Here is a 24602-nt window from a genome sequence, read left to right as displayed (position 1 = left end):
AGATTCCTCGTCGCTCGTGACCTCGCTCTGTCGGAATGACACAAGATCCTTACTGTCATGTTGAGCGAAACACCGTGGAGCCGAAATATCTTCAGATTGCTTCGCTCATTAACTCATGACTAATACCTTGTAGCTTCTATATTAACTAACGCGCTCCAAAATAATCGCATAACCTTGTCCAACGCCTACGCACATCGTCGCTAATGCATATTTTCCTTGTGTTTTTTGTAATTCCAAAGCAGCGGTGTACGTAATTCTGGTACCTGACATTCCTAATGGGTGTCCAATAGCAATAGAACCACCGTTTCTGTTGATACGAGGATCGTTGTCAGCTAATCCTAAGGCTCTTGTACACGCCAAAGCTTGTGCAGCAAAGGCTTCGTTGAATTCCATCACATCGATATCATCTAATGTTAACCCAGCTCTTTCCAAGGCTTTTTGCGTTGCAGTAACAGGACCAATACCCATAATGCGTGGTTCTACACCTGTAACAGCCGAAGAAACAATCCGAGCCATAGGTTTTAAACCGTATTTTTCAACTGCTTCGCCCGAGGCTACAAAAACAGCTGCGGCTCCGTCGTTTAATCCCGAAGCATTTCCTGCGGTAACGCTTCCGTCTTTTTTGAAGGCAGGTTTTAGTTTTTGCAATCCTTCTATGGTTGAATTTGGTCGAACAAACTCATCTTTTGAAAATACAATCGGATCTCCTTTACGTTGCGGAATAACCACATCCATAATCTCTTCAGCTAATCGACCGTTTTCTTGTGCTTTTGTCGCTTTTACTTGCGATGCCAGTGCAAATTTATCTTGATCTTCACGAGAAATCTGGTACATATCTACTAAATTCTCTGCGGTAATTCCCATAGGATCGGTACCATAAACTTCATTCATTTTTGGATTGACAAAACGCCAGCCAAACGACGAATCTTCCATTTTAGAATCGGTTCCAAAAGCTTTCGATGGTTTAGAAATCACCAAAGGACCGCGCGTCATGTGCTCTACACCACCAGCAATAAACAAATCGCCATCGCCTGCTTTTACCGCACGGTTGGCATGTACAATTGCCGCCATACCCGATGAACATAAGCGATTCACCGTTTCACCAGGAACGGTAACGGGTAATCCTGCCAACAAAGCAGCCATTCGAGCTACATTTCGGTTATCTTCTCCCGCCTGATTATGGCATCCTAAAATGACATCGTCAATAGCTTCCTTGGGAATATCGGGGTTTCTTTTCACCAACTCTTCAATCACCATTGCTGCCAAATCATCGGCACGAACAGCGCCTAAAGTCCCTCCGAAACTACCTACTGGCGTTCGAATTCCGTCTATTATATATGCTTCTTTATTCATTTTTTTAGATTTTAATATTTCTTTGTGTTTCCTTCTCCTGCAAGGTTTCTAAAACCTTGTAGGTGTGTAATTTTAAGTTTTTATACCTACAAGGTCTGATAGACCTTGCAGGAGGGATTCATATCATTCCTTTTTAATCATTGTTCTCGATACACTTTTTGTTCCATTTTATTACACAAAAAATACTTGAACTGACGATTTTGATTCAAACTCCTATCGCAACTCCGGCAAGGTTTCCCACCCCGATAGTTATCGGACCTTGTAGGTTTTTAGTTTGTTTTATACCTACAAGGTCTGATAGACCTTGCAGGAGGGATTCATATCATTCCTTTTTATTATTATTCTCGATACATTTTTTGTTCCATTTTATTACACAAAAAACACTCGAACTGACGATTAGATTCAAAACCTTGCAGGAAGAGTCATCAATAAGCAATTCCGTATTTTCTTTTCAGTTTTCGAATCAACATGGAGCTTAAAACAGTTATCGTTAAACCAATTAAACAACCTGCTGTAACGGTTGCAAAACGCACAAATGGGGTCAATTCAATATCAGACAAATGGGGTTGCAATAAAATAATCAGCAACGCTACAACGGCTACCCGTGCAGTATTCATTATCTTAAAAAGGTAACAAATAATGCTGGTAATCACGATGCCAAACATCAAAACACCAATATTCAAATTCTGGTCAATCATCAAACAAAACAGACCGACAAAAGAACCGATGAAATTAGAACGTACCCTGTCGATGGTTAGTTTACGTGAATCTTTTCCTTCGGGCGAAATAACCAAAATGATGGATAGTAACAACCAAAATAGTTCGTATTCAGGAAAAGCCAACAGCAATTTATATCCGATGACAAAACCTATCAAACAGCGAACGGTGTAAATAATGAGTTGCGACGTAATAATTTTTTGAAGGAATCTGTCCATTGATATTTTTGTTAGTTGGATTCTGCAAAATTATTACATTAACCCGTTGGGTTTAATTCAAAATAAATAAAAAATTAACCACATAGGCGCATAGAATTATAGCTAATTGGTAAAGATGGGATAGAAAATAATACTATTCTTCACATAGTTGGCTATGCGAAAAGTAAAACGTCTATCATAATCTTTTAAAAACAAAAGAAAAATCTATGTTTCTATGTGGTGGAAATAATTACATCCAACGGGTTTACATTATACATTTTTTAATCCAATTTTTCTACAAATTTCGCTGTGGTCGTTGCGCGTACATCTTCTAAAGTTGCGTTTGGCATCAACTCTGTCAAGGTTAACTGTCCATCGATGTATTCAAAAACGGCTTTGTCGGTAATCACCATATCCACGGCTTTGATCGCTGTTAACGGCAATTCACAAGTTGGAACAACCTTAGGTGAACCGTCACGTTCGGTATGCATCATCGTAATGATTAATTTATTCGCTCCCGAAGCCAAATCCATCGCGCCACCAACACCCAACAACGGTTGACCAGGCACTGCCCAATTGGCTAAATTTGCTTGTTCATCTACTTCCAATCCACCCATAACAGCGACATCAACGTGTTTTCCACGAATCATCGCAAAAGAATCGGCTGAATCAAAATATGACGAACCATTCAAGGCTGTAATCGGCACTTTACCTGCATTTACCGGATAATCCATTGCGCCACCACCATCAGTCGGAGCTGGACCAACGCCCAACATTCCGTTTTCGGTATGTAGAATAATACCGTCCTCTTCCGAAATCAAATCAGCTACCAAGGTCGGAATACCAATTCCTAAATTAACCACATCGCCTTTTTTCAGTTCTTTTAAAGCACGTTTTGCCATATTCATTCGGGCTTCAGATACTTTTTTGCTCGATGAAACCGTAGCTGAACTTCCTAAATCTTCTAAGGTCAAGGTCGCTTGCACCAAATAATCCACATACGAACCAGGCGTATGAATATGTTCTGGAGCAATTTCGCCCACAGGCACAATTTCTTCTACTTCGGCAATCACCAAATCGGCTGCAGTTGCCATGGCGCGGTTAAAATTTTGTTCAGTCATACGGTATTGTAAGTTTCCAGCTGTATCGGCTTTCCAAGCGCGGATAAACGCTACATTTCCACGAATTCCTGGAATAAAAACTTGTTCTACACCATTTAAAATTTTCGTTTCACGACCTTCTGCCAAAGCTGTTCCGGCTGAGGTTGGCGTGAAAAATCCACCAATACCAGCTCCACCTGCACGAATGGCTTCTGCTAAAGTACCTTGTGGTAACAATTCATATTCTACTGCTCCATCTTGCGCTGCTTTTACCGCTTCGGGATTAGACGTAAAAAACGAACCAATCATTTTCTTTAATTGTCCGTTTCTCAATAATCGTCCGCCACCAATACCTGCTTCACCTACATTATTACCAATGAACGTGAGGTTTTTGGTAGAAGTTTCGGCCAAGGCGTGCATCAAATGAACTGGATTTCCGGTCATTCCAAAACCACCTTGCAACAATATATCGCCGTCTTTTACTAAGGCAACGGCTTCTTTTAAGGATATTTGAGGAACTGTTTTCATATCTTTTGTTTGTTTTTTTAATGTTGTAAAAAATGAATAAGGTGCTTCGCAAATTCGCGCGGATGCTCCATATTCGATAAATGTGCAGCGTTTAACGTAACCAAATGCGTTACACCTGCATTTTTTTGTATAAATCGACCGTCTTCCACTGTGGTTACCTCGTCTTTATCTCCAGCGATAATCAGTAAAGGAATTTCGATTTTGTGTAATTCCTCCCTAAAATCGGCTATACCTACAGCATGACAACAAGCGGTGTAACCTTGCAAAGAATTGGCTTTAAAATCATTCAGTATTTGTTCTACTTTTTCCGGATTTTGTTGACGGTATTCGGGCGTAAACCAACGCGTAGCTGTTCCATCTAAAATACTTTCCAAACCAAAATCAGTTACTTGTTTGATGCGTGCTTCCCAACCTTCGATCGTACCAATTTTGGCTGCTGTGTTGGCAATGATGATTTTTTTGAATCGGTCTGCGTGGTGTATGCCCAACCATTGTCCGGTTAAACCACCAATTGAAAGTCCGCAGAAATACACTTTTTCTAATTTCAATGCGTCTACCAATTCCACCACATCTTCGCCCAATTCGGCAATGGTCAGTTGCTCTTGATGGATCGAACTTTTTCCGTGACCTCTTTTATCGTAACGTAAAATATTGAAATGATGACTTAACTCGTCAATATTATCTTCCCACATCGAAAAATTGGTTCCCAAAGAATTGGATAAAACCAAGGTTTGATCGTGTCCAAAATTTTCGTACAAATAATGGCAGTTGAAATTTTTTAATTGTATGGTAGGCATATTTTTATCTCTTTTTTGACTCGTATAAATTTACGGATTTTAGGAGTCGTTTGCTCTTAAATTTCTATTAAATAAAATGGAGTTTTAGGCTTTTTAACCCAAATCTCCACCAGAAACAGGAATGGTTACTCCTGTTATAAATTTTGCTTCGTCTGATGCGACAAATAATATCGCACTGACCTGATCTTCAACGGTTCCGTATTTTTTTTGGAGCGATGAATTTCGGGTTTGATCGACGATTTGTTGATACCAAACTTTTTCTTGTTCGGACATTGGATTTTCGTTGCGTGGAATGATGCGTTCGGGCGCTTCGGTACCACCGGTTGCAATGGCAACTACCCGAATGTTGTTCGGTGCTTGCTCAAAAGCCAATGAAGCCGTTAGGGCATTTACACCACCTTTGGCAGCGGCGTAAGGCACACGATTGATGGAACGCGTAGCGATAGACGACACGTTGATGATGACACCGCCACCGTTTGCAATCATTGGTTGTAACACACTTCTGCATCCCCAAATAGTAGGATACAAAGAGCGGTTAATTTCTTTGATGATTTCGTCTTCTTGGTAATGTTCAAACGGTTTTGCCCAAATGGTTCCACCTACATTATTAATCAGAATATCAATGTGTTCAGCATGTTTCAAAGTTTCGTTGACTACTTTTTGAAAACCTTCGTAGGTTTCTAAATCAGCAGTTACATACAAAGCATCTAAACCTTGATCTTGTAATGATTTGGTCACTTCGATCACCAAATCAGAGCGATCGACCAAGATGGTTTTTGCACCTTCTTTTGCCAATCGTTCTGCCACGCCTTTACCAATGCCTTGTGCGGCACCGGTAACGATGGCTACTTTATTATTAAATCGATCTTTAAATATCATATTCATTATGCTGTTGCACCTGTTGAGATAAATTTTTCGGTATAAAAATTATCATAGGTAATTTGTTGTTCGTCCAAAGCTGCTTTTACCGCATCTACCATGGCGTTTGGTCCACAGATGTACACATCGTAATTGTTTTCGGTTAGCTGTTCTTTGGTTATCCATTGGGTTACAAATCCCGTTGCATATTGCGAAGATTCTTCGTTTGATACACAAGCCGATGGTTGAACTTTTATATTTTTATAGGCATTGATTCGATCCAATTCGACCACATTTTCGGTTGTTGTTGCACCGTAATACAATTGAATTTGCTGCTGACAAGTTTCGGTTTCCAACTGTTCCAACATCGCAATAAAAGGTGCAATACCTGTTCCACCTGCAAAAAACAAAGTAGGTCTGGAAACTGCTCTGCTGTAAAAACTGCCCAATGGGCCGGTGATTTCCAATGCATCGCCGACTTGTGCTTTACGCAGATAATCAGACATCAATCCTTGTGGTAATAATCGGATGATGAATTCCATTTCATCAGCATCAGACAAAGACGAGAACGAATATGAACGTGTTTCGGTTGATCCTGGAACCAAAATATTGGCGTATTGTCCTGGTAAAAAGGTGATCTTTCGTCCGTCAGTAATTTTAACGTTCAACTTTACAATTTCAGTTGATAAAAAAGTTAAAGCTGTAATTTCGGTCGCATAAGCAGTTGCTTCAACTTTACAAGCTGCCGAACTCGCCAAAATATCAACCACCATATCGCTTTCAGGAATCATTTGACATGCCAATCCATAGCCTTGCTCTGCTTCTTCGTCAGTCAATGCTTCTTCGATATAATCACCCGGATCAAATGTTCCGCTTTTCGATAGACATTTACAAGTTCCGCAAGCGCCATCAGCACAATCCAATGGAATGTTAATACCTTCGCGATAAGCCGCATCAGCAATGCTTTCGTAAGGATTTGTTTCGATGAAACGCGTAATTCCATCTTCAAAATTTAATGCTACTTTTGCCATAGAATTTCTGATTTAGATATGATAGATGTCTAAAACCTGACGGATATAATCGTTTTTCAGGATGATTTTTTTGTTGCTGATCAAATAGGAATCTTCGTGTTTTTTTAAGGTGTAAAAACTGGTTCCGTAGTATTGATCGGTTGTTTTGTATCGATACGAAAGCGTAAACCAATTGAATCTGATTTTAATTTCGTTGTCGTTTTCTTCTAAAATCTCTACATTACTGATGTTGTGAGAAGTTCTGGGTTCGGGCATAGATGCTGAGGAACGTTCGGTTTTGATGCGGAACACACGATCTTCTAATCCACCTTTATTGGGATAATAAATCAATGAAATTTCGCTTTGTGGATCTTGGGTAAGCTGATCTTCATCGTCCCAACTTGGCATCCAAAAGACACAATCTTCGTCGTACGATTTCAACCATTCGTCCCAATTTCTCTCGTCTAAATGACGTGCTTCTTGGTAAAGAAAAGCCAATATTTTTTGATAATTTTCCATGTTTTTTAAACCGTTACTTCGTTAGACACTTCTTTTGCAATTCCTTCTTTCAATGAATCTTTCCAATATTCGTGTTGGGTAATGAACAAGCCTTCGTCTTCGGATTTGATGCCCGAAATAATCGGATGAATATTCATGGCTTTTGCTTGTTCGTCTTGCCCATAAATCCAATGATTTGCCCCGCGACTCATATCGTTGTACTTCAATTCAGTCGATTGATAAACGATTTGACACGAACGGAATTCCTCCAAATCATCTGGCGTTCCCATTCCGGTTACGTTGAAAAAATCTTCGTACTGACGGATGCGCGTTGCACGTTCTTCGGCACTTTCGCCTTTTGGTGCAAAACAGTGAATGGTTACTTCGGTTTCGTTTACCGAAATAGGTTTGATGACACGGATTTGCGTCGAAAATTGATCCATAAAGAAAACATTTGGATAAATTCCCAAATTGCGCGTCATGTTCACCATAAATCCAGCTTTATCTTCGCCAAATTCTTCGATTAAACGTTCTTTTTGTTGGTAAATCGGACTTACTTCTGGGTTTAATTTATTGGTCCACAAAAGAATATGTCCATTTTTGAAACCATAAACACCAGCCACAGATTTTGACCAACCATTGGCATCAACCGCTTTGGTAGACTCTTTGGCGTAATCTCTTCTTCCCATCGTTGCCACATAATTCCAATGAACCGACGAAACATGGTACCCATCTGCACCGTTTTCCATCTGTAATTTCCAGTTTCCGTTGTAGATGTACGATGAAGTTCCGTTCAGAATTTCTAAACCTTCGGGCGCTTGATCTACAATTTGATCGATGATGACTTTGGCTTCGTCTAAATATTCTTCTAAGGATAGCACTTCTGGATTTAACGATCCAAAAAGGAAACCTTTGTACGATTCAAACTTTGCTACTTTTACCAAATCGTGCGATCCGTCACAATTAAATTGTTCTGGATAACCACCTGTTCTCGAATCTTTTACTTTTAATAATTTTCCTGCGTTGTTGAATGTCCAACCGTGGAAAGGACAGGTAAACGACGATTTATTACCTTTTTTGTAGCGGCACAATTGTGCTCCTTTATGTGTACATGAGTTGATTAAACCATGCAATTCGCCATTTTTGTCGCGTGTAATTACGACGGATTGACGACCGATGGATGTGGTATAATAATCGTTGATGTTCGGAATTTGCGTTTCATGAGCCAAGTAAACCCAATTGTTTTCGAAAATGTATTTCATTTCCAGCTCGAATAACTCTTCGTTGGTAAATGACTCACGATTGTGACGGAAAAGTCCGTTTTCTCGATCGTGAACCACTAAAGAATCCAGATATTCTGGTGTAACTTTTTTGTTCATAATTCAAATTTTTTAGACAATACAAGGGCTATTCGACCTAGATCGAATAAAAAATATCGTGTGTTAATGTTGGAAAAAAGGGATTCCATTGAAGAATCGAATCCCTAAAATGAGTATGACTAAGCCTCTAAAGAAGCTCTTTTTCTGTTATTTTCACCTGCCGGAGCAATTTCTTTTTCTTTTACCATATTGAAATCGAATTCAATTTTAGCAAAAGCTTCGTCTTTACCTTCTTTAGCAGCATCTTCTGCCGAAATACGAACCACTGGTGGAACCAATTCTGGACGTGTTGCAAAAGCAAAATCATCATAAGTTAAAGGATCACCTTCGATGTTGATTTGCGTGGTTAATTTTCTGAAATCAGGCGCTGTCACAAAGAAATGAATGTGCGCTGGACGTGACCCATGACGACCTAATAAGCTCATTAAGGTATCGGTAGAACCGTTTGGCGGACACGAATAGCCAACTGGTAAGAACGATTTGAATTCGTATTTTCCGTTTGCATCAGTGATGATGGCACGACGTAAATTGAAATCTGGTTGGGTAGAATCGAAATAAGAATACAATCCTTTCAAATTACAATGCCAAACTTCTACTTTTGCACCTGGAACTGGATTTCCTTGCTCGTCACGCACATAACCGCTCATATACAAACGTTCCGCACCTTCTTCTACTTCGGTCTCTAATTCTGCATAACCGTGAGATTCTGGCGAACCTGCTACATACAAAGGTCCTTCGATGGTACGCGGTGTTTTGTTTTCGATTCCGGCTTGTTCATCTTCCCAATCCATTTTCACATCGATGAATTTTTCGATACCTAAACCAGCGAAAATCAATCCCCATTCGTTGTTTTTACCCGCTTGAGTTAACCAATCGCAGGCAATCCACATTTCTTCAGAAGTGATGTCTAAATCTGCCATCGCGTTAAATAAATCCTCTAAAAGACGGTTTATGATTTCTTTTACTCTTTCGTTTCCTTCACCTGCTTTTTCTTGAGATTTGATTAATTCTAATGTTTTGTCTATAACTGCTTGATCCATTCTTTTCATAATATTATTGTTGTTTAATTGTTAGTATTTGTTTTATTATTTGTTCTCGATACATTTTTTGTTTCATTTTATTCCACAAAAAACACTCGAACTGACGTTTCATTAAATCATTGTTTCTCTAATAGCATTTGGGTGTTTGCAAACGCTGGTTACTTTGATATTCATATATGGAAATAAGGGCAATGAACTGATGATTTGATGTAATTCGTCTGGTGATTCTGCATCGATGACAGAAATGTTGGAATATTTTCCGGCCACACGCCATAAATACACCCATTTGCCTGATTTTTGCCATTTTTGTGAGGTTTCTTGTTCACGTTTTATGTAATCGGCTAATTTATCTTCGCTCCACGATTCTGGGATGTTAACATCCATTTCTACTACGTATATCATAATTTACTTGCGTTTGTATTTTTCTATTTTCTCTAAATCCAATTCGATGCCCAAACCGAATCCTTCTGGAATAACCAAAGAATTATCTTTGTATTCAATGGGTTTTTTAACAATATCATCGGTTAATAACAAAGGTCCAAACAATTCTGTTCCCCAATCTAAATTAGGTAAAGTGGAAAAGATATGTGCCGATGCCAAGGTGCCGATGGTTCCTTCTAACATGGTTCCGCCGTAAAGGGAAATGCCTGCACCCTGTGCGATTGCCGCTTGTTTTGCAATATTTGTTAAACCACCCGATTTGGATATTTTTAAAGCAAACACACTTGCAGCGTGGATTTTGGCGAGCTTAAAAGCATCTGAAACAGTAGCAGCGGCTTCGTCTGCCATAATCGGTACATCAAAAAAATCCGTCAATCGAGCCAATCCATCAAAGTTTGATTTTACCAAAGGTTGTTCAATCAAATCAATGCCTGCTTCTTGCAATTGTAAAATATAGCGTTTGGCAATTTGTTCGCTCCAAGCTTGGTTTACATCCACTGTAATTTTGATTTCTTTACCCAAAGCTTTCTTGATGGCAGCTACGTGATCTACATCTTTTTGTGGTTCGTTTCTACCGATTTTTAGTTTAAAAGTATTGTGACGATTGATGCTGATTAAATGTTTGGCTTCTTCAATATCTTTTTCGGTATCGCCACTCGCCAAAGTCCATAAAACAGGAAGTTGATCTGTAATAGCTCCTCCAAATAAATCCGAAACTTTTACATTTAAACGTTTGGCTTGTGCATCTAACAAAGCCGTTTCGATACCCGATTTGGCAAAATTATTTCCCGAAACATTTTTATCTAAAACCTTCATTAAATAATTCACTTTTGTAGCGTCTTGATTTATTAATAAAGGAGTAAAATAGGTGTCGATGGCTAATTTGATGGTTTCGGGCGCTTCATCAGCATACGAAATGCCGCCAATAGTTGTTGCTTCGCCAATACCTTCAATGCCATCGCTACAAAACAACCGGATGATCACCATACTTTGGTTCCGCATAACAGCCATGGAAAGGTGGTGCGGACGTATTGTTGGAAGATCAACAATGATTGTTTCGATACTTTTTATAGTAATTTGTGACATATTTTTAAGTTAGTAAGTGAACACTCACGAATTAATATCACAAATTTAGAAGATAGAAATGAGCTGATAATAGGACTTTTTATATAGAAAATGTCACTTATCAATCATTCGTGTTAAAATTTAATTCCTAAACTTTTTCTGAATTCAACTGGTGTTTTTCCAGTTTTTTTCTTAAAAACACGTGTAAAATAACTTTTGTCATCAAAATTTAAGCGATAACACACTTCTGAAATCGTAAGGCTTACATCGGTTAATAGTAATTGAGCTTCCGTGATAAAATAGTTCATTAGTACTTCTTTAGGAGATTGGGACGCTACGGTTTGGCAAATTTTATTCAAATGTCCGGGCGTAATTCCTAAATCGTCGGCATACTCATCTATTGTTTTTTTGTAATTAGCAGATTCTTTCACAGCTTGTGTAAACTTTCTGAAATAAATTTTTGATGAGTGATCGACTTTGTTTAATTTTTGATTTTGATTTTGTGGTAATCGGTACAATTGTACAATAAATTGTCCTACCAAATATTCCAACATTAGTAAACGACCGGGCTGTTCCATTTTATATTCCAAAACGCATTTGTAAATTGTTTTTTCTAATTCTTCTGACAAAGAGTCGTTTTGAATGGGAATAATCTGTACATCGTACAAAGAATCAATTAGTTCTGCTTCGCGATGAATCATGCGTTCTAAAACTGTATCAGACAGAGAAATAATCCATCCGTTTACATCTGAAAGATGCTCAAAACCGTGTTCAGTATTTTTAGGAACAGTTATAATGGTAGGTTGATTAATGAGTTCTTTTTGGGCATTAAACAAAAAGTGAGTAGATCCTTCTTGAATTAAAAAAACTTGTAGCAAATGGTTATGGCTGTGTTGCAACACATTGTTTTGATGTTGTTTACCAATGATTCCAAACGGATTGATATTAATGAGCCCTTTAGTGAACTCAATTTCATTTGATCCGTACAATCCTTTATAAATATTTTTTTCGTTTCGGTTCATAAACAGTTGTACAATACCACAAGTTACAACTTTAAATTAATTATAACTGTTGCGTTTTAAACTTTACTCATATATATTGTAAGTTGTATCTTTAGGGCTTTAAAATTTTAAAATGAAAAAACTGATTTTAGACGAACTGAACCGTAAAAACGTTGAAGAATTTAAACAAGCAGAAAAAACACCGATAATTGTTGTACTTGATGATATTAGAAGTTTACACAATATTGGATCATTTTTTAGAACCTGCGATGCTTTCTTGATTGAAAAAATATATTTGTGTGGTATTACAGCTACTCCGCCAAACAAAGAAATTCATAAAACGGCTTTAGGTGCAACCGAAACAGTTACTTGGGAATATGTAAAAGAGGTAATGGAAGTTGTAGATGAACTAAAAAAAGAAAAAGTGCAGATTATTTCGTTAGAACAAGTAGAAGGATCGGTAATGCTTCAAGATTTTAAGGTAGATGCCAACCAGAAATATGCATTGTTTTTTGGAAATGAAGTTAAAGGAGTGAATCAACAAGTAATTAATGAAAGTGATGTTGTGGTAGAAATTCCGCAATTAGGTACCAAGCATTCTTTAAATGTTTCTGTAAGTGGCGGAATAGTTATTTGGGATATTTTTCAGAAAATGCAGGCAAAATAAATGAAAGACTATAAAAATTGTATTTTAATAATAATTTTTCTGCTGCTACCAATTTTAGCAATTAGCGGCGTAATGTTTAGTAACGATTTCTCGTTAAAAATCATTGCTAAAGAATTATTATTCAATAGTGCAATTTTAGTTTTTATAGTTCTTATAATTCATTTTATTAATAAAAAAGTGCTTAAAAATATTGTAAGTTTACTTTTATTAGTACCCTTTTACAGCATTTTATTTATAAAGATTTTCACCTTACTCAGCTTCTTTAATTTTATTGATAATGCCGTTCTTTACACCGTTTTTGAAACAAATTATTACGAACTAACAAGTTTTTTAAACAGTTATTCTAAATGGTATCACGTGTTAATTACTACATTATATATTTTTTGCCTTGTACTATTAATTTTTAAAGCGAATACAAACTTTAAAGTAAAACATACCTATTATATTGAAATAATGGTGCTTATTTGCGTTGCTATTTCTTACAGATTTTACGAAAGAAGTTTGTCTTTATTGGTGATTAATACTTTTGTTGAATACAAATATTTTTCTGCAGAAATTTCAAAAGACATCTCCAAAAGCACTTCAAAACACTTTACAAATGTTTCAAATAATGATGAGGATGCTTTGTATGTAGTAATTATCGGAGAATCTACTACCCGAAACAATATGGGAATTTACGGTTATTATAGAGATACAAATCCTAATCTTAACAAAGTAAAAAACGAACTGCATTTGTTTCAAAATGTTATAAGTCCGCATATACAAACTATTTTATCGTTAGACAAGGTTTTAAGCATGGCAGATTATCAACATCCCGAAAACAATAAATTGGGAACTGTTTTACAATTGGCAAATCAGGCGGGTTTTGAAACTTATTGGTTATCTAACCAAAAACCAATCGGAGCTTATGAATCAATGGTTTCACTGTATGCAAAAGCAAGTAAGAATCGTTTTTATGTTTCAAATATTTATGAAGATGCAAATAAATACGATGAAATTTTGCTGCCTAAATTAAAGGAAACCATTAATAAAAAACCATCAAAAAAAATGATTTTCTTACATTTAGAAGGTTGCCATATAAGTTATCATAAAAAGTACCCTGAAAGTTTTAATTTTTTTACCGATACTCCTAAAACAAAATTTAATTCAGCCAAAGCTCACCAAACAATTAACGAATATGATAATGCTGTTCGATATAATGATTTCGTTGTAAGTGAAGTGATTGATTTGGTTAAAAAAGCTAATAAAAATAGTTATGTGATGTATTTTTCTGATCACGGTGAAGAGGTTTTTAAGGAATATGATTATTTTGGACATCACGAATCTATTGGATCTAATGCTATGTTTGAAATTCCTTTTATGGTGTGGACATCAGATAAATACAATGAAAAAGCAACCATACGTTTTCAGGACAAATTAAATAGAAAATACAATTTAGAAGATTTTATTTACAGTTTTTCGGAATTGTCACGTATTGAATTCGATCAGTTTCAACCCGAAAAAAGTATCTTTAATATCAATTTTAAATTTAAAAAGCGAATTATTTTAAAAGAGGAAGATTATGACCAGCGTGTTCAAAAAAAATAAAAAGCTGTTAATTTTAATTGTTGTTTTAATTTCAGCAGCTGTTGTTTATATTTTTAATCCGTATAAATTAGAATACATAGGTCATCAACCTAAAGTTTGGGCACACCGAGTTAATAGTTTGGATAAGCTGAATTATACCCAGAAATTTTATAGTGGAGTTGAACTCGATGTGGTTTTTGATTCTATTACCAATACGTTCGATGTTAACCATCCGCCAGCACTATCTGTTGGTTTAAATTTAGATACTTATTTTTCAGAAATTACCAATAAAGAAGTAAAATTGTGGTTAGATTTTAAAAATCTTTCGGAAGACAACGCTCAAAAATCTGCCGAAGTTGTAGATCGTTTAGCAAAAAAACACGGACTGAAAAATGAAAATATTTTAATAGAATCAACAGAAATACACAATTTGCAAATTTTTAAATCAAAAGGTTTTAAAACCAGTTTTTATTTACCGCAATTAGTAGCTTTAGCCAATGAAACTACATTAGTACCAACTATTGATTCTATTAAGCAGTTATTGGTTAAATATCCAACATCGGGCATTTCTAGTAATGTAAATGCTTACGAAGTTGTAAACAAATATTTTAAGAACGAAACAAAATATCTGTGGCATACTTATAAACCTTATTCACGCCATCAAATTAAAAACTATCGCGATTTTAGAAAATATGTTTCAGATGCTACTGTGGAAGCAGTATTAATTCAGGTTGCTTTACCTGTGGGAAACAGATAATATTTTATCATTAATAAGCTTCAATATTTCTAAATAATCTTCATGATTTTCCACAAAATCTTTTTCGGAAACATCAATGATCAACACATTTTCTTGTGGCAGTGTTTTTATAAATTCACTATAACTTTGGTTGATATTATTTAAATAGTTTGCTTGAATATTTTCCTCGTAGCTTCTGCCACGTTTCTTAATGTTTTTTAGTAAAATTTCGGTGTTTTGATATAAATAAACATACAAATCGGGCTTTGTAATTTCTTTGTTCATTACATCAAAAATAGATCTGTACAGCAAAGCCTCATCGGTATCTAAAGTAACTTGGGCAAAAATTAACGATTTATAAATGTAATAATCTGCAATGATGAAATCGTTAAATAAATCGTACTGACCCAACCCTTGATTTAACTGCGAGTAACGATCGGCAAGAAACGACATTTCCAACGGAAAGGCATATCGCAACTGATCTTCGTAAAATTTTGGCAAAAAAGCATTATCTGCAAAGCGTTCTAAAATAGGTTTTGCATTAAAATCTTGCGCAATTTTTTCAGTTAAAGATGTTTTCCCAGATCCAATATTTCCTTCAATCGCCAGAAATCTTATAGTTCCAATCGCAAAAGTATCCTTAGGTAAATTAATAGTATCAACTTTTTTTATTTCAGATTCATCTTCGCAAATCAATAATAATTCCTGCGTTGATTTCTGTAAAACGGGATGTTTCCAATCGAAAATTAAATCGTTTAAAGGCATCAAAACAAATTGTCTGTTTTGCAGTTCTTTGTGCGGAATTTGTAAATTGTTCGAATCAAAAACAAAATCGTTAAAATAAACAATGTCAATATCAACGGTACGTGCTTCGTAATTATCGCTTGTTTTAGCTGTTCTACCCAATATTTTTTCGACTTGTTTTATTTCAGTCAAAACTTTTTCGGGCGATAAATTTGTGTGGATTAAAAGGCACATATTGTAAAACGGAAAACTGTCAAAACCCCACGAAGGTGTTTCGTAAATTGCCGATGCCTGTGCTATAAAACCAATGCGGCTGTGAATTTGGTTTACGGCATTTTGCAGATTTTCTTTCTTGTTTCCTAAATTGCTTCCTAAAGCTAAAACTACTTTATTGTACGTGTGCATGCTGCAAAAATAGGCAATCTTTTAAAAAAAAGCGCACTAAAAAATCATTTCAAATTTTTTGTAACGTTTTGCATACTTCGCATACTAACCTAACTATAGATTAAAACAATAAACATGAATTTTATAAAAAATGTACTGGCAACATTTGTAGGAATCATCCTATTTTGTATGATGTCTTTCTTCTTATTACTGATCGTTGGTGTGGTTGCATCGGCTGGCAGTTCATCTTCAGGAAAATCAACCAAAAGCAATTCTATAATTAAATTAGATCTTGAAAATGTTTCTAATGATTACGGCGGAAGTGTTTATATTGAAGATTTTGATTATAAAGAAACCAATAATGACGGTTTAATCAACGTGTTACAGGCTATTGATTATGCTAAAGGCGATGATAAAATTAAAGGAATTTCTATTGAAAATAATGCCACAGGTTTAGGATCTACCCAACGTAAGGCAATTGTTGATAAGTTGGCTGAGTTTAAAAAGACTGGGAAATTTGTTGTTGCTTATGCCGATTATTATTCACAAGGCGAATATTATTTAGCATCGGTAGCCGATACGGTTTACATGAACCCAATGGGAAGCATCGATTTTAAAGGTTTGGCTTCTGAGATTTTATATATGAAAGATTTACAAGAAAAATCTGGAATTCACATGGAAGTTATCCGTCACGGAAAATATAAAAGTGCTGTGGAACCGTTTTTACAGCAAACAATGAGTGATGAAAACCGTGAGCAGTTAACCGTACTTTTGAATTCGATCTGGGAATCTTATGTAGGCGATATTTCTAAAAACCGTAAAATTCCGGTTGCAAAATTGAACGATATTGCAACGAATTTAGATGCACGTAATGCAAACTTGGCGCTTCAGAATAAATTAATCGATAAAATTGCATACATAGATCAATACCACAACGGAATTAAAAAAGCGTTGGATATTAAGTATGATGATAATATTAATGAAATTGAAATTTTAGATTATATAAAAGATGTCAATTTAAATATTAAGAAAGTTTCGGCTAAAGATCAAATCGCAGTAATTTTTGCTCAGGGCGAAATTCAAGGTGGCGAAGGAAATGTAAACACCATTGGCGAAGGATCTATAAACCGTGCATTGAAAGAAGCGCGTAAAAATGATAAAATTAAAGCGGTTGTTTTGCGTGTAAATTCACCAGGTGGTAGCGCTTTAACATCTGATATTATCTGGAGAGAAATTGAACTGACCAAAAAAGTAAAACCGGTAATTGTTTCAATGGGCGATGTGGCGGCTTCGGGTGGATATTATATTGCTTGTAACGCAAACAGAATTTTTGCTGAACCGGGGACAATTACAGGATCTATAGGGGTTTTTGGTATGGTGCCGAACTTTAAAAAGGTTGCAGATAAATTCGGAGTAAATGCCGAAGCAGTAAAAACGCACGAAAACGCAACTGGTTACAGTGTTTTTGAAGAGATGTCTCCAAAATACAAACAAACACTTACAGAAAGCATTGAAATTATTTATGATACTTTTATTTCACGTGTGGCTGAAGGTAGAAAAATAGATAAAGCAAAAGTTGATGAAATGGCTCAAGGTAGAGTTTGGACGGGAACTATGGCTAAGCAATTAGGCTTGGTTGATGAATTAGGAAGTTTAGATGACGCTATTGCGTACGCAGCCAAATTGGTTAAAACAGATAATTACAAAGTTTCGTTATACCCTGAATACGAAGTAGAATTAGCAGATTTATTCCGCAAGTTTTTAGGAATGTCAGTATCTAGCGTTAAAGAAGATGCTATTAAAAACGAAATAGGAACAGAAAATTATGAGTTGCTTCAACGTATGAATTATCTTAAACAAAGCAAAGGTGTTCAAGCAATGATGCCTTATCATTTAAATATAAGATAAATTAATGTTTACTAATTTCATCCCTCTTTCGGTTCGCTTAAAGAGGGATTTTTAATTATAAACTACACTATAAAAAATCCTTCTTCATGAAAACCATAAAAATTAGCGTCTTTAAACGTTGTCTTAATGTCTAAGCCAGTAAATTTACTAAAAGCGGGTAATATTATTTGCGATGATTGTACCACAAAACAAGGTAAATTTTTTCGACTGTTTTTTAACAATGGAATTTGAATTCCCGGATGAATATGTCCTGAAATGGTTGGTATGTTGTTGTTTGAATTGGGTTCATGAACAAACTGAATCGTATCAATAACTAAATTTTCGGTTACAGAAGCAATTCCTAAATCTTTGATTAATTTTTCGGAAATACGGTCGTGGTTTCCTTTTATCAAGTGAAAAGCTGTAGAAGAAAAAGTTGATGTTAATCTTTTAAAATCAATCACTTCTTTGTTTGTGGCAGCATGTACTAAATCGCCCACAATAATGATTTTTTTGGGTTGATAGTGTTGAATTAAAAATTGCAAACGTTCTAAATCGCTGTAATGCAGATACGACGGTATTGCCATGCCGTGCTTTCTAAAATGCGCACTTTTACCTGAATGTAGATCCGAAAGAATCAAGGCATTTTGCGCCTGCCAATAAATACTTCGCTGATTGTTCAACAGCAAATCGTTACCGGCAAAACAAATAGGTTGTTCAATCAGATTCATTTTTTATGTTTCTTTAAATTTCGTTCAATCATTCGGTTAATGCGCGTTGTAAGATCTTCACTTGAAAGTGATTGCCTTAAACTGTCTACTTTTATCGGAAAGCTCAACGGCGTGTATCGATCTGTAAATTTAAGGACAATTTTATTTGACGCAATGCGTTTGAAAGCATCAACCAAACGGACTTCCTGCAGTTGCTGATTAAAAACTTCGTTATAAGCTTGTCGAACCAAAAGATGCGATGGTTCAAATTCTTCTAACACCTTAAAAATGATGCTCGATGATGCCTGAAGCGATTTATTATTTCGCTGTTTACCCGGAAAAGTTTGTATTACCATGCCTGCAATTACGGCAATATCCCGGAATTTATGTAATGCCATTTCGGTTGCATTGATACTTGCAACAACATCGTCCATTAAACGATCTAACTGAAATAATTCGGTAAGAAATTCCAGATCCACAGGTATTGGCTGATCCGAAAACAATTCAAAACCATAATCATTCATAGCGATCGAAAAACTAATCGGAAATCGCTTACTGATTCTGTACGCAATAACGGTTGCCATAACTTCGTGCACCAATCTGCCTTCTAAAGGATACATGAACAAATGATAACCTTCGCGCGTGTGAATCTGTTCCACCAAAAGTTGGTTGTGTAATGGCAATGCAGAATGAGTTTCCTGATAACTTAAAAGCGGATTTAAAAACTGAATTTCTTTACTTTTTGATTGATTTTCTGCAGCTTCTGATAATTTTTGACGTAAAAATAGACTTAAATCGGCACTTAAAGGCAATCTGCCGCCCAGCCAACTTGGTGTTATTGCCTTGCCTGAACTGTTGCGAACATAAACGGTTAGTTCTTTCATTCGCACATATTCCAACACTCTTCCAGCCAAAATAAATTTATCTCCGGCTTTAAGTTTCGTTAAAAAATATTCTTCCACCATGCCAATGTAACCGCCCGATGTATATTTTACCCGCAGCATGGCATCGCTAACAATAACGCCGATATTTAAACGATGAAGCATACCAATACGTCGTTTTTTAACTTCGTAAACTCCGTCTTCGCTGACATCAACCCGATGGAATTCCTCATAATTTTCGCCCAATTTTCCACCTTTTGTAATAAATTCCAAACACCAGTTCCAATCTTCTTCTTGCAGATATTTAAAGGCATGAGTTTGTTGAATGATCGGAAAAAGTTCGTTCGATTTAAAACCGCCGCCCAACGCAATTGTAACCATAAACTGAACAAGCACATCATAAGTAAGCACCATGGGATCTCGCTTTTCTACGATTTTATTTTTATAAGCATCTTTAAGTGCAGCAACTTCTAACAATTCCAAAGTATGCGTGGGAACAAAATAAATTTTCGATGTTTCATAAGGCGAATGGCCACTTCTGCCGGCGCGTTGCAAAAAACGGGCAATTCCTTTGCTCGATCCTATTTGAACAATGGTATCAACGGGTTTAAAATCCACACCCAAATCTAAAGATGAAGTACAAACAACCGCTTTTAACTGACCGCTGCTCAAAGCATTTTCAATCCATTGTCGCAACGCATGATCTATGGAACCGTGATGCAGCGCCAACTGACCAGCCAAATCGGGATCGGCATTTAAAAGCAACTGATACCATAGTTCACTCTGACTTCGGGTATTTGTAAAAACCAAAGTAGATCGGCTTGATGAAATAATTTCGGCAACTTTATCAGCCAAAGTTCCACCTAAATGACCCGCCCACGGTAATACATCAACCTTATCGGGATAAACAGGTATAATTTCGATCTGTTTTTTTTCTTTTGATACTATTTTGATACGTTTTGAAGCATTCGGAAGCAAAACATCCATTGCCTCATCAATATTGCCGATTGTTGCTGTAATTCCCCAGATTTTAAGTTTCGATACGTTGTTTTGAAGATATCCCAAAGCCAGTTCAACCAACACACCGCGCTTGTTTCCCATTAATTCATGCCACTCATCAACTGCGATACATTGCAAATTTTTAAAGAATTTATCGCGACTTTTTTGTGCCAGCAACAAATGCAGACTTTCGGGTGTTACAATAAGCACATCGGGCATTTGGTTGGTTTGCCTTGCTTTTTGTTTGGGATCTGTATCGCCGTTACGAACTTCAACAACCCAATCAATTCCTATGCTGTCAACGGCTTCCTGCATGGCGCGCGCCAAATCTTTTGCAAGCGATCGAATAGGGGTGACCCACAAAAGTTTTAAACCCGACTGCATTTTTTGGCACTGATTGATATAATTGATGACAACGCCCAAAAAAACCGAAAATGTTTTGCCAAAACCTGTTGGAGCAACCACCATCCCGCTGTAACCTTTGTGATAGTAATTCCAGGTTCGCTCTTGAAATTCAAAAGGAACTTTTTGATCGGCGGTCATCCAATTATTTATAATCTGATAACCTTCGGATGTTTTTAAGTTTTCCATAATCAGGTAATCAGTTTTTTAACTTCGTCTATCGTATCAATATCGGCAACTGTTTTGTCTTTACGCCAACGCAAAATTCTTGGGAAGCGTAACGCAACACCCGATTTATGCCGACTGCTGTAACCGATTCCTTCAAAAGCAATTTCGAAAACCAGCTCGGGTTTTACCGTTCTAACCGGACCAAATTTCTCAATAGCGTTTTTGTTTACAAATTTGCTAACCTCTTGAATTTCTTTATCTGTTAAACCCGAATAAGCCTTGGCAATGGTAACAAGTGCATCGCCACTTTTAACGGCAAACGTATAATCGGTATAATAACCACTACGGCGACCACTGCCTTTTTGAGCGTAAATAAGTACGGCATCAATGGTTAAAGGATCGGTTTTCCATTTCCACCAATCGCCTCGTTTTCTTCCGGTATGGTAAGGCGAATGAACGTTTTTCAACATTAAACCTTCGCTGTTTATTAAACGCGCATTGTTACGAATTTCGGGCAGTTTTGTCCAATCGATTTCTTTGATAACAGATGATAAATGAAGCGATGGATTTGTATCGATATTAAAATGATCTTCCAAAATAGATCTTCGGTACGAAAGTGGTTTCGTACGGATGTCTTCACCTTTCCATTCTAAAATATCATAAATATAAAGCGATACCGGAAGTTCTTCGAGCATTTTTTTAGGCAGATTTTTTCTGTTCAATCGTTTTTGAAGTTCACTGAAATTATATACTTCGTTATCTTTAACGACCAATAGTTCGCCATCGATCACAAAATCATAAGGAAAATCAATCAAAGCTTTTTCGATTTCGGGAAACTGAGTCGTAATCAATTCTTCGCCACGCGACCAAATGAAAAATTCGCCTTCGCGTTTAATAACCTGCGCACGAATTCCGTCCCATTTATATTCAATCTGCCAATCATCAATAGTTCCTAAATCAACCAAATCTTTATCCAAGGCATACGCCAAGCAAAAAGGGTAGGGCTTGCTTTTATTAATTTCGGTGTAATTTCCTTTTACCAAACCTTCAAAGTCGACTTCGTTTCGATCCCAATCGCCCATAATACTGTGGGTTACGGCAGCAGCTTCTAAATTAAAATGTTTTGCAAAAGCATTGATGACTGTTTTTGACGAAACACCCAAACGAAAACTTCCGCCCAACAATTTGTTGAAAATAAAACGCTCGGTGTTGTTTAAAGCTTGCCAACTGTTAACAACATACATTCTTTTTTCGTCTTCGGTTTTGTCTTTTAAGGCAATAATTTCGTTCATCCATTCAGAAAGTGATTTTTCTGAAGGATGTTCGTTATCGGGTAATAACAACGCAATGGTTTCGCCTAAATCGCCAACAGCCGCGTAACTCTCTGAAAACAACCATTCGGGCAACTGTGTTTCCTCTAAAACCCATTGTTTTAAAAGTTTTGTGGTAACACTTCGCTTAGGGCGTTTGCCTGTGAAGAGCGAAAGAAACCACAATTTATCGTCGTTACTCGCGGTATCAATAAACAGTTCAATAGCTGCGATTTTCTGCAGATTTTTATTGGTGCTGTCTAATGAATTTATCAGTTGCGCAAATGCTTTCATAGGCTTTCAGGTATAGATTCGTCTTCTTCTTCATTTCCAAAAGCAGTATGCAGTTCAACGGCTTCAATTCCGTTTTCGTTCAAATATTTAGCAAATACGGCAGTTTGCCCGTGGGTTACATACACTTTTTCGGCATTTGTTTCTTTAACAGCTTTTAAAAGATCGTCCCAATCGGCGTGATCGCTAACAGCAAAACCGGCATCGGCACTGCGCCATCTTCTTGCTCCGCGAACCTGCATCCATCCTGAACAAATAGCGTAAACCATATTCGGAATTTTCTTTAAAACATTGGTGTCTACAAGCGCTGGCGGAACAATTACAATACCTTTATTTACATGTTGAACAGATTCTCTGAAATCGAGCGATTCATAATGCGGCAATTGAATTCCTGCGTTTTCATACGCCTGATTCAGTTTGGTGATGGAATAATGTGTGTAAACCGGAGCGATGCCATTGACAGCATTTAAAATACGTTGTGCCTTGCCTAAAGAATATCCTACAAAAACCGATGTTTTACCGATTTCCTGATTGTGAAGAACCCAATTCTGCATGGATTCATTCAGTTTTTCTGTTGATGCCCATTTGTAAATTGGCAATCCAAAAGTACTTTCTGTAACAAATTCGTGACATTTAACAGGCTCGAAAGCAGTAGAAAGTCCATCGTTTTGCAATTTGTAATCGCCCGAAACAACCGCAATTTTCCCTTTGTATTCCATACGTATCTGGGCCGAACCAATAATATGACCAGCCGGGTGAAACGACACTTTTACGCCATTTATATTGATGGGTTCGTTGTAGCCGATACCCTGAACCTGAATATTCGCACCAATGCGAATATGAAGAATGGGAACTGTGAGATGGTGACACAAGTATTTTTTCATTCCCCAACGCGCATGATCGGCGTGACCGTGCGTTATAAGCGCATAGTCTACGGGTTTCCAAGGATCAATATAAAACTTACCCGGAATACAGTAAATGCCTTTGTCTGTAAAATTTAATATTTGCATTTGTAGATGTGCTTACTATCAAATTAAAACTAAAAAAATGGCTTCTGAATGTTTTTATAAGGGAAGAAAAGATGCGGTTTTCTGTTATTAGAAATTCCGCATCTTAATAAGGTAATAATTTTAGTCTTTACTTCTCATTTTTGAAAAAATCCAGAAGATTAATCCAATTCCAAGAAAAACAAGAATAAATGCCCACCACATGCCGGCTTTAAAAATGGTTTCTACTGCGCTACAACCTGTAAGCAGTAAGGATGTTAAACTTAAACAACCAAATAAAAAATACTTTTTCATAGACTAATTTTTTAATTTTGTTTGTTAAAATTATTGATAATCAATCTGTTGTGTTTTTAAGCATTTTTATCCTTATATTTAAAATAATAAATAAGAAGCGTTAAATTCACTAAAACAGAAAATGCGTTAGATACAATTATAGGTAGTTCATTTTTCATAACACCATAAACAACCCATAACGAAACTCCTGATAGTAAAACAACAATCATTCCCCACGAAAGATTTTCTACTTCTTTCTCTCTTACAACTTTTATAAGCTGTGGAAGCATGGATATAGATGTTAATATTCCGGCAATTGTACCAATAATTGTTTCCATAAATGGCTTATATTTAGTTGAAATGAGTTTGGTTGACATAAATATAATACTAATTTTTTTAAGTTTTTAAGATGGTAGAATTGTTCCTTATACTGCGGAATATATCTACTTATTTAATAGTTTACAAACACGAATTTGTTACTTTTTTATGTTTTATGAAGGGATCTAGCTTTTTTGTCTTTAAGGAATAAATATTACCCGTAGTGCATTATAGAAAAAGTTGCTCAAAAGATTAAAAATCAGTATATTGTATTG

Annotated in this window: 23 protein-coding genes; 4 read left to right on the top strand and 19 right to left on the bottom strand. The window is 36.4% G+C overall.

Annotated elements, in window-relative coordinates; translation table 11 throughout:
- Window positions 1–141: 141 nt before the first annotated feature.
- The 12 genes from pcaF to EG242_RS04475 form a co-directional block, all read right to left on the bottom strand.
- Window positions 142–1353, bottom strand: coding sequence for a 3-oxoadipyl-CoA thiolase (gene pcaF, locus EG242_RS04530; RefSeq protein WP_124898721.1), 1212 nt, complete (start codon window positions 1351–1353; stop codon window positions 142–144).
- Window positions 1354–1778: 425 nt separating this feature from the next.
- A complete protein-coding gene (locus tag EG242_RS04525) occupies window positions 1779–2288 on the bottom strand; it encodes an FUSC family protein (RefSeq protein WP_124898720.1) in 510 nt (169 codons plus the stop codon).
- Window positions 2289–2548: 260 nt separating this feature from the next.
- A complete protein-coding gene (locus tag EG242_RS04520; RefSeq protein ID WP_124898719.1) occupies window positions 2549–3895 on the bottom strand; it encodes a 3-oxoacid CoA-transferase in 1347 nt (448 codons plus the stop codon).
- Between the two features lie 17 nt (window positions 3896–3912).
- Entirely contained in the window at window positions 3913–4692 is a 780-nt protein-coding gene (pcaD, locus tag EG242_RS04515; RefSeq protein WP_124898718.1) for a 3-oxoadipate enol-lactonase, read from the bottom strand.
- A 93-nt stretch (window positions 4693–4785) separates the two neighbouring features.
- Window positions 4786–5577: a 1,6-dihydroxycyclohexa-2,4-diene-1-carboxylate dehydrogenase gene (locus EG242_RS04510; protein ID WP_124898717.1), complete on the bottom strand. Its 792-nt coding sequence runs from the start codon at window positions 5575–5577 to the stop codon at window positions 4786–4788.
- On the bottom strand, window positions 5577–6581 hold the full coding sequence (gene benC, locus EG242_RS04505) for a benzoate 1,2-dioxygenase electron transfer component BenC (protein ID WP_124898716.1): 1005 nt from the start codon (window positions 6579–6581) through the stop codon (window positions 5577–5579). Before benC ends, EG242_RS04510 begins: the two co-directional genes overlap by 1 nt.
- Before the next feature lie 12 nt (window positions 6582–6593).
- Entirely contained in the window at window positions 6594–7079 is a 486-nt protein-coding gene (benB, locus tag EG242_RS04500; protein WP_124898715.1) for a benzoate 1,2-dioxygenase small subunit, read from the bottom strand.
- Window positions 7080–7084: 5 nt separating this feature from the next.
- Window positions 7085–8437 carry a Rieske 2Fe-2S domain-containing protein gene (locus EG242_RS04495; protein WP_124898714.1) on the bottom strand — a complete coding sequence of 451 codons (1353 nt, stop codon included), beginning with the start codon at window positions 8435–8437 and terminating at the stop codon, window positions 7085–7087.
- 119 nt (window positions 8438–8556) lie between these two features.
- Window positions 8557–9486 carry a catechol 1,2-dioxygenase gene (gene catA / locus EG242_RS04490; RefSeq protein ID WP_203227680.1) on the bottom strand — a complete coding sequence of 310 codons (930 nt, stop codon included), beginning with the start codon at window positions 9484–9486 and terminating at the stop codon, window positions 8557–8559.
- A 102-nt stretch (window positions 9487–9588) separates the two neighbouring features.
- The gene (locus tag EG242_RS04485) at window positions 9589–9879 is read right to left on the bottom strand and encodes a muconolactone Delta-isomerase family protein (protein WP_124898713.1); all 291 of its coding nucleotides are present in this window, start codon (window positions 9877–9879) and stop codon (window positions 9589–9591) included.
- A 3-nt stretch (window positions 9880–9882) separates the two neighbouring features.
- The gene (locus EG242_RS04480; RefSeq protein ID WP_124898712.1) at window positions 9883–11004 is read right to left on the bottom strand and encodes a muconate/chloromuconate family cycloisomerase; all 1122 of its coding nucleotides are present in this window, start codon (window positions 11002–11004) and stop codon (window positions 9883–9885) included.
- Between the two features lie 113 nt (window positions 11005–11117).
- Window positions 11118–12005 (bottom strand): AraC family transcriptional regulator, encoded by an 888-nt coding sequence (locus EG242_RS04475; RefSeq protein WP_124898711.1) that lies wholly within the window; start codon window positions 12003–12005, stop codon window positions 11118–11120.
- 112 nt (window positions 12006–12117) lie between these two features.
- Here EG242_RS04475 and EG242_RS04470 point away from each other — a divergent pair, with 112 nt between their 5' ends.
- From EG242_RS04470 to EG242_RS04460, 3 genes are read left to right on the top strand one after another with little or no spacing between them, the layout of a single operon-like run.
- Window positions 12118–12651, top strand: coding sequence for an RNA methyltransferase (locus tag EG242_RS04470; RefSeq protein ID WP_124898710.1), 534 nt, complete (start codon window positions 12118–12120; stop codon window positions 12649–12651).
- Window positions 12652–14238 carry a sulfatase-like hydrolase/transferase gene (locus EG242_RS04465; protein WP_124898709.1) on the top strand — a complete coding sequence of 529 codons (1587 nt, stop codon included), beginning with the start codon at window positions 12652–12654 and terminating at the stop codon, window positions 14236–14238.
- Window positions 14213–14974: a hypothetical protein gene (locus tag EG242_RS04460; RefSeq protein WP_124898708.1), complete on the top strand. Its 762-nt coding sequence runs from the start codon at window positions 14213–14215 to the stop codon at window positions 14972–14974. Before EG242_RS04465 ends, EG242_RS04460 begins: the two co-directional genes overlap by 26 nt.
- On the opposite strand, the gene folK is transcribed toward EG242_RS04460, so the two are convergent.
- Complete coding sequence (gene folK / locus EG242_RS04455) at window positions 14954–16102, bottom strand: 2-amino-4-hydroxy-6-hydroxymethyldihydropteridine diphosphokinase (RefSeq protein ID WP_124898707.1); 1149 nt, start codon at window positions 16100–16102, stop codon at window positions 14954–14956. The two genes, EG242_RS04460 and folK, sit on opposite strands and share 21 nt — an antisense overlap.
- 114 nt (window positions 16103–16216) lie before the next feature.
- On the opposite strand from folK, the gene sppA reads away from it, so the two are divergent.
- The gene (gene sppA / locus EG242_RS04450; protein WP_124898706.1) at window positions 16217–17989 is read left to right on the top strand and encodes a signal peptide peptidase SppA; all 1773 of its coding nucleotides are present in this window, start codon (window positions 16217–16219) and stop codon (window positions 17987–17989) included.
- 62 nt (window positions 17990–18051) lie between these two features.
- On the opposite strand, the gene pdeM is transcribed toward sppA, so the two are convergent.
- The 6 genes from pdeM to EG242_RS04425 form a co-directional block, all read right to left on the bottom strand.
- Window positions 18052–18699, bottom strand: a complete 648-nt coding sequence (pdeM, locus tag EG242_RS04445) for a ligase-associated DNA damage response endonuclease PdeM (protein WP_124898705.1) — start codon at window positions 18697–18699, stop codon at window positions 18052–18054.
- Complete coding sequence (locus EG242_RS04440; RefSeq protein ID WP_124898704.1) at window positions 18696–21149, bottom strand: ligase-associated DNA damage response DEXH box helicase; 2454 nt, start codon at window positions 21147–21149, stop codon at window positions 18696–18698. The genes pdeM and EG242_RS04440 overlap by 4 nt, the downstream gene beginning before the upstream one ends.
- Window positions 21150–21151: 2 nt before the next feature.
- A complete protein-coding gene (locus EG242_RS04435) occupies window positions 21152–22732 on the bottom strand; it encodes an ATP-dependent DNA ligase (RefSeq protein WP_124898703.1) in 1581 nt (526 codons plus the stop codon).
- Window positions 22729–23739 (bottom strand): ligase-associated DNA damage response exonuclease, encoded by a 1011-nt coding sequence (locus tag EG242_RS04430; protein WP_124898702.1) that lies wholly within the window; start codon window positions 23737–23739, stop codon window positions 22729–22731. Before EG242_RS04430 ends, EG242_RS04435 begins: the two co-directional genes overlap by 4 nt.
- A 120-nt stretch (window positions 23740–23859) precedes the next feature.
- Entirely contained in the window at window positions 23860–24030 is a 171-nt protein-coding gene (locus EG242_RS14915) for a phosphatidate cytidylyltransferase (protein WP_203227679.1), read from the bottom strand.
- A gap of 56 nt (window positions 24031–24086) precedes the next feature.
- Window positions 24087–24347, bottom strand: coding sequence for a SemiSWEET transporter (locus tag EG242_RS04425; protein WP_124898701.1), 261 nt, complete (start codon window positions 24345–24347; stop codon window positions 24087–24089).
- Window positions 24348–24602: the final 255 nt, after the last annotated feature.

This window comes from Paenimyroides viscosum, from assembly GCF_003858535.1.
Taxonomy (GTDB): domain Bacteria; phylum Bacteroidota; class Bacteroidia; order Flavobacteriales; family Flavobacteriaceae; genus Flavobacterium; species Flavobacterium viscosum.
This window is presented reverse-complemented; position numbering and strand designations above follow the sequence as displayed.

What these genes read in the sequence shown, in the direction of transcription:
- EG242_RS04435 (WP_124898703.1), bottom strand. Translation starts at nt 22,732, where the DNA reads ATGAAAGCATTTGCGCAACTGATAAATTCATTAGACAGCACCAATAAA.
- EG242_RS04470 (WP_124898710.1), top strand. Translation starts at nt 12,118, where the DNA reads ATGAAAAAACTGATTTTAGACGAACTGAACCGTAAAAACGTTGAAGAA.
- EG242_RS04425 (WP_124898701.1), bottom strand. Translation starts at nt 24,347, where the DNA reads ATGGAAACAATTATTGGTACAATTGCCGGAATATTAACATCTATATCC.
- EG242_RS14915 (WP_203227679.1), bottom strand. Translation starts at nt 24,030, where the DNA reads ATGAAAAAGTATTTTTTATTTGGTTGTTTAAGTTTAACATCCTTACTG.
- sppA (WP_124898706.1), top strand. Translation starts at nt 16,217, where the DNA reads ATGAATTTTATAAAAAATGTACTGGCAACATTTGTAGGAATCATCCTA.
- benB (WP_124898715.1), bottom strand. Translation starts at nt 7,079, where the DNA reads ATGGAAAATTATCAAAAAATATTGGCTTTTCTTTACCAAGAAGCACGT.
- EG242_RS04440 (WP_124898704.1), bottom strand. Translation starts at nt 21,149, where the DNA reads ATGGAAAACTTAAAAACATCCGAAGGTTATCAGATTATAAATAATTGG.
- EG242_RS04460 (WP_124898708.1), top strand. Translation starts at nt 14,213, where the DNA reads ATGACCAGCGTGTTCAAAAAAAATAAAAAGCTGTTAATTTTAATTGTT.
- pdeM (WP_124898705.1), bottom strand. Translation starts at nt 18,699, where the DNA reads ATGAATCTGATTGAACAACCTATTTGTTTTGCCGGTAACGATTTGCTG.
- benC (WP_124898716.1), bottom strand. Translation starts at nt 6,581, where the DNA reads ATGGCAAAAGTAGCATTAAATTTTGAAGATGGAATTACGCGTTTCATC.
- EG242_RS04520 (WP_124898719.1), bottom strand. Translation starts at nt 3,895, where the DNA reads ATGAAAACAGTTCCTCAAATATCCTTAAAAGAAGCCGTTGCCTTAGTA.
- EG242_RS04525 (WP_124898720.1), bottom strand. Translation starts at nt 2,288, where the DNA reads ATGGACAGATTCCTTCAAAAAATTATTACGTCGCAACTCATTATTTAC.
- catA (WP_203227680.1), bottom strand. Translation starts at nt 9,486, where the DNA reads ATGAAAAGAATGGATCAAGCAGTTATAGACAAAACATTAGAATTAATC.
- pcaF (WP_124898721.1), bottom strand. Translation starts at nt 1,353, where the DNA reads ATGAATAAAGAAGCATATATAATAGACGGAATTCGAACGCCAGTAGGT.
- EG242_RS04430 (WP_124898702.1), bottom strand. Translation starts at nt 23,739, where the DNA reads ATGCAAATATTAAATTTTACAGACAAAGGCATTTACTGTATTCCGGGT.
- pcaD (WP_124898718.1), bottom strand. Translation starts at nt 4,692, where the DNA reads ATGCCTACCATACAATTAAAAAATTTCAACTGCCATTATTTGTACGAA.
- EG242_RS04485 (WP_124898713.1), bottom strand. Translation starts at nt 9,879, where the DNA reads ATGATATACGTAGTAGAAATGGATGTTAACATCCCAGAATCGTGGAGC.
- EG242_RS04510 (WP_124898717.1), bottom strand. Translation starts at nt 5,577, where the DNA reads ATGAATATGATATTTAAAGATCGATTTAATAATAAAGTAGCCATCGTT.
- EG242_RS04495 (WP_124898714.1), bottom strand. Translation starts at nt 8,437, where the DNA reads ATGAACAAAAAAGTTACACCAGAATATCTGGATTCTTTAGTGGTTCAC.
- EG242_RS04465 (WP_124898709.1), top strand. Translation starts at nt 12,652, where the DNA reads ATGAAAGACTATAAAAATTGTATTTTAATAATAATTTTTCTGCTGCTA.
- EG242_RS04475 (WP_124898711.1), bottom strand. Translation starts at nt 12,005, where the DNA reads ATGAACCGAAACGAAAAAAATATTTATAAAGGATTGTACGGATCAAAT.
- EG242_RS04480 (WP_124898712.1), bottom strand. Translation starts at nt 11,004, where the DNA reads ATGTCACAAATTACTATAAAAAGTATCGAAACAATCATTGTTGATCTT.
- folK (WP_124898707.1), bottom strand. Translation starts at nt 16,102, where the DNA reads ATGCACACGTACAATAAAGTAGTTTTAGCTTTAGGAAGCAATTTAGGA.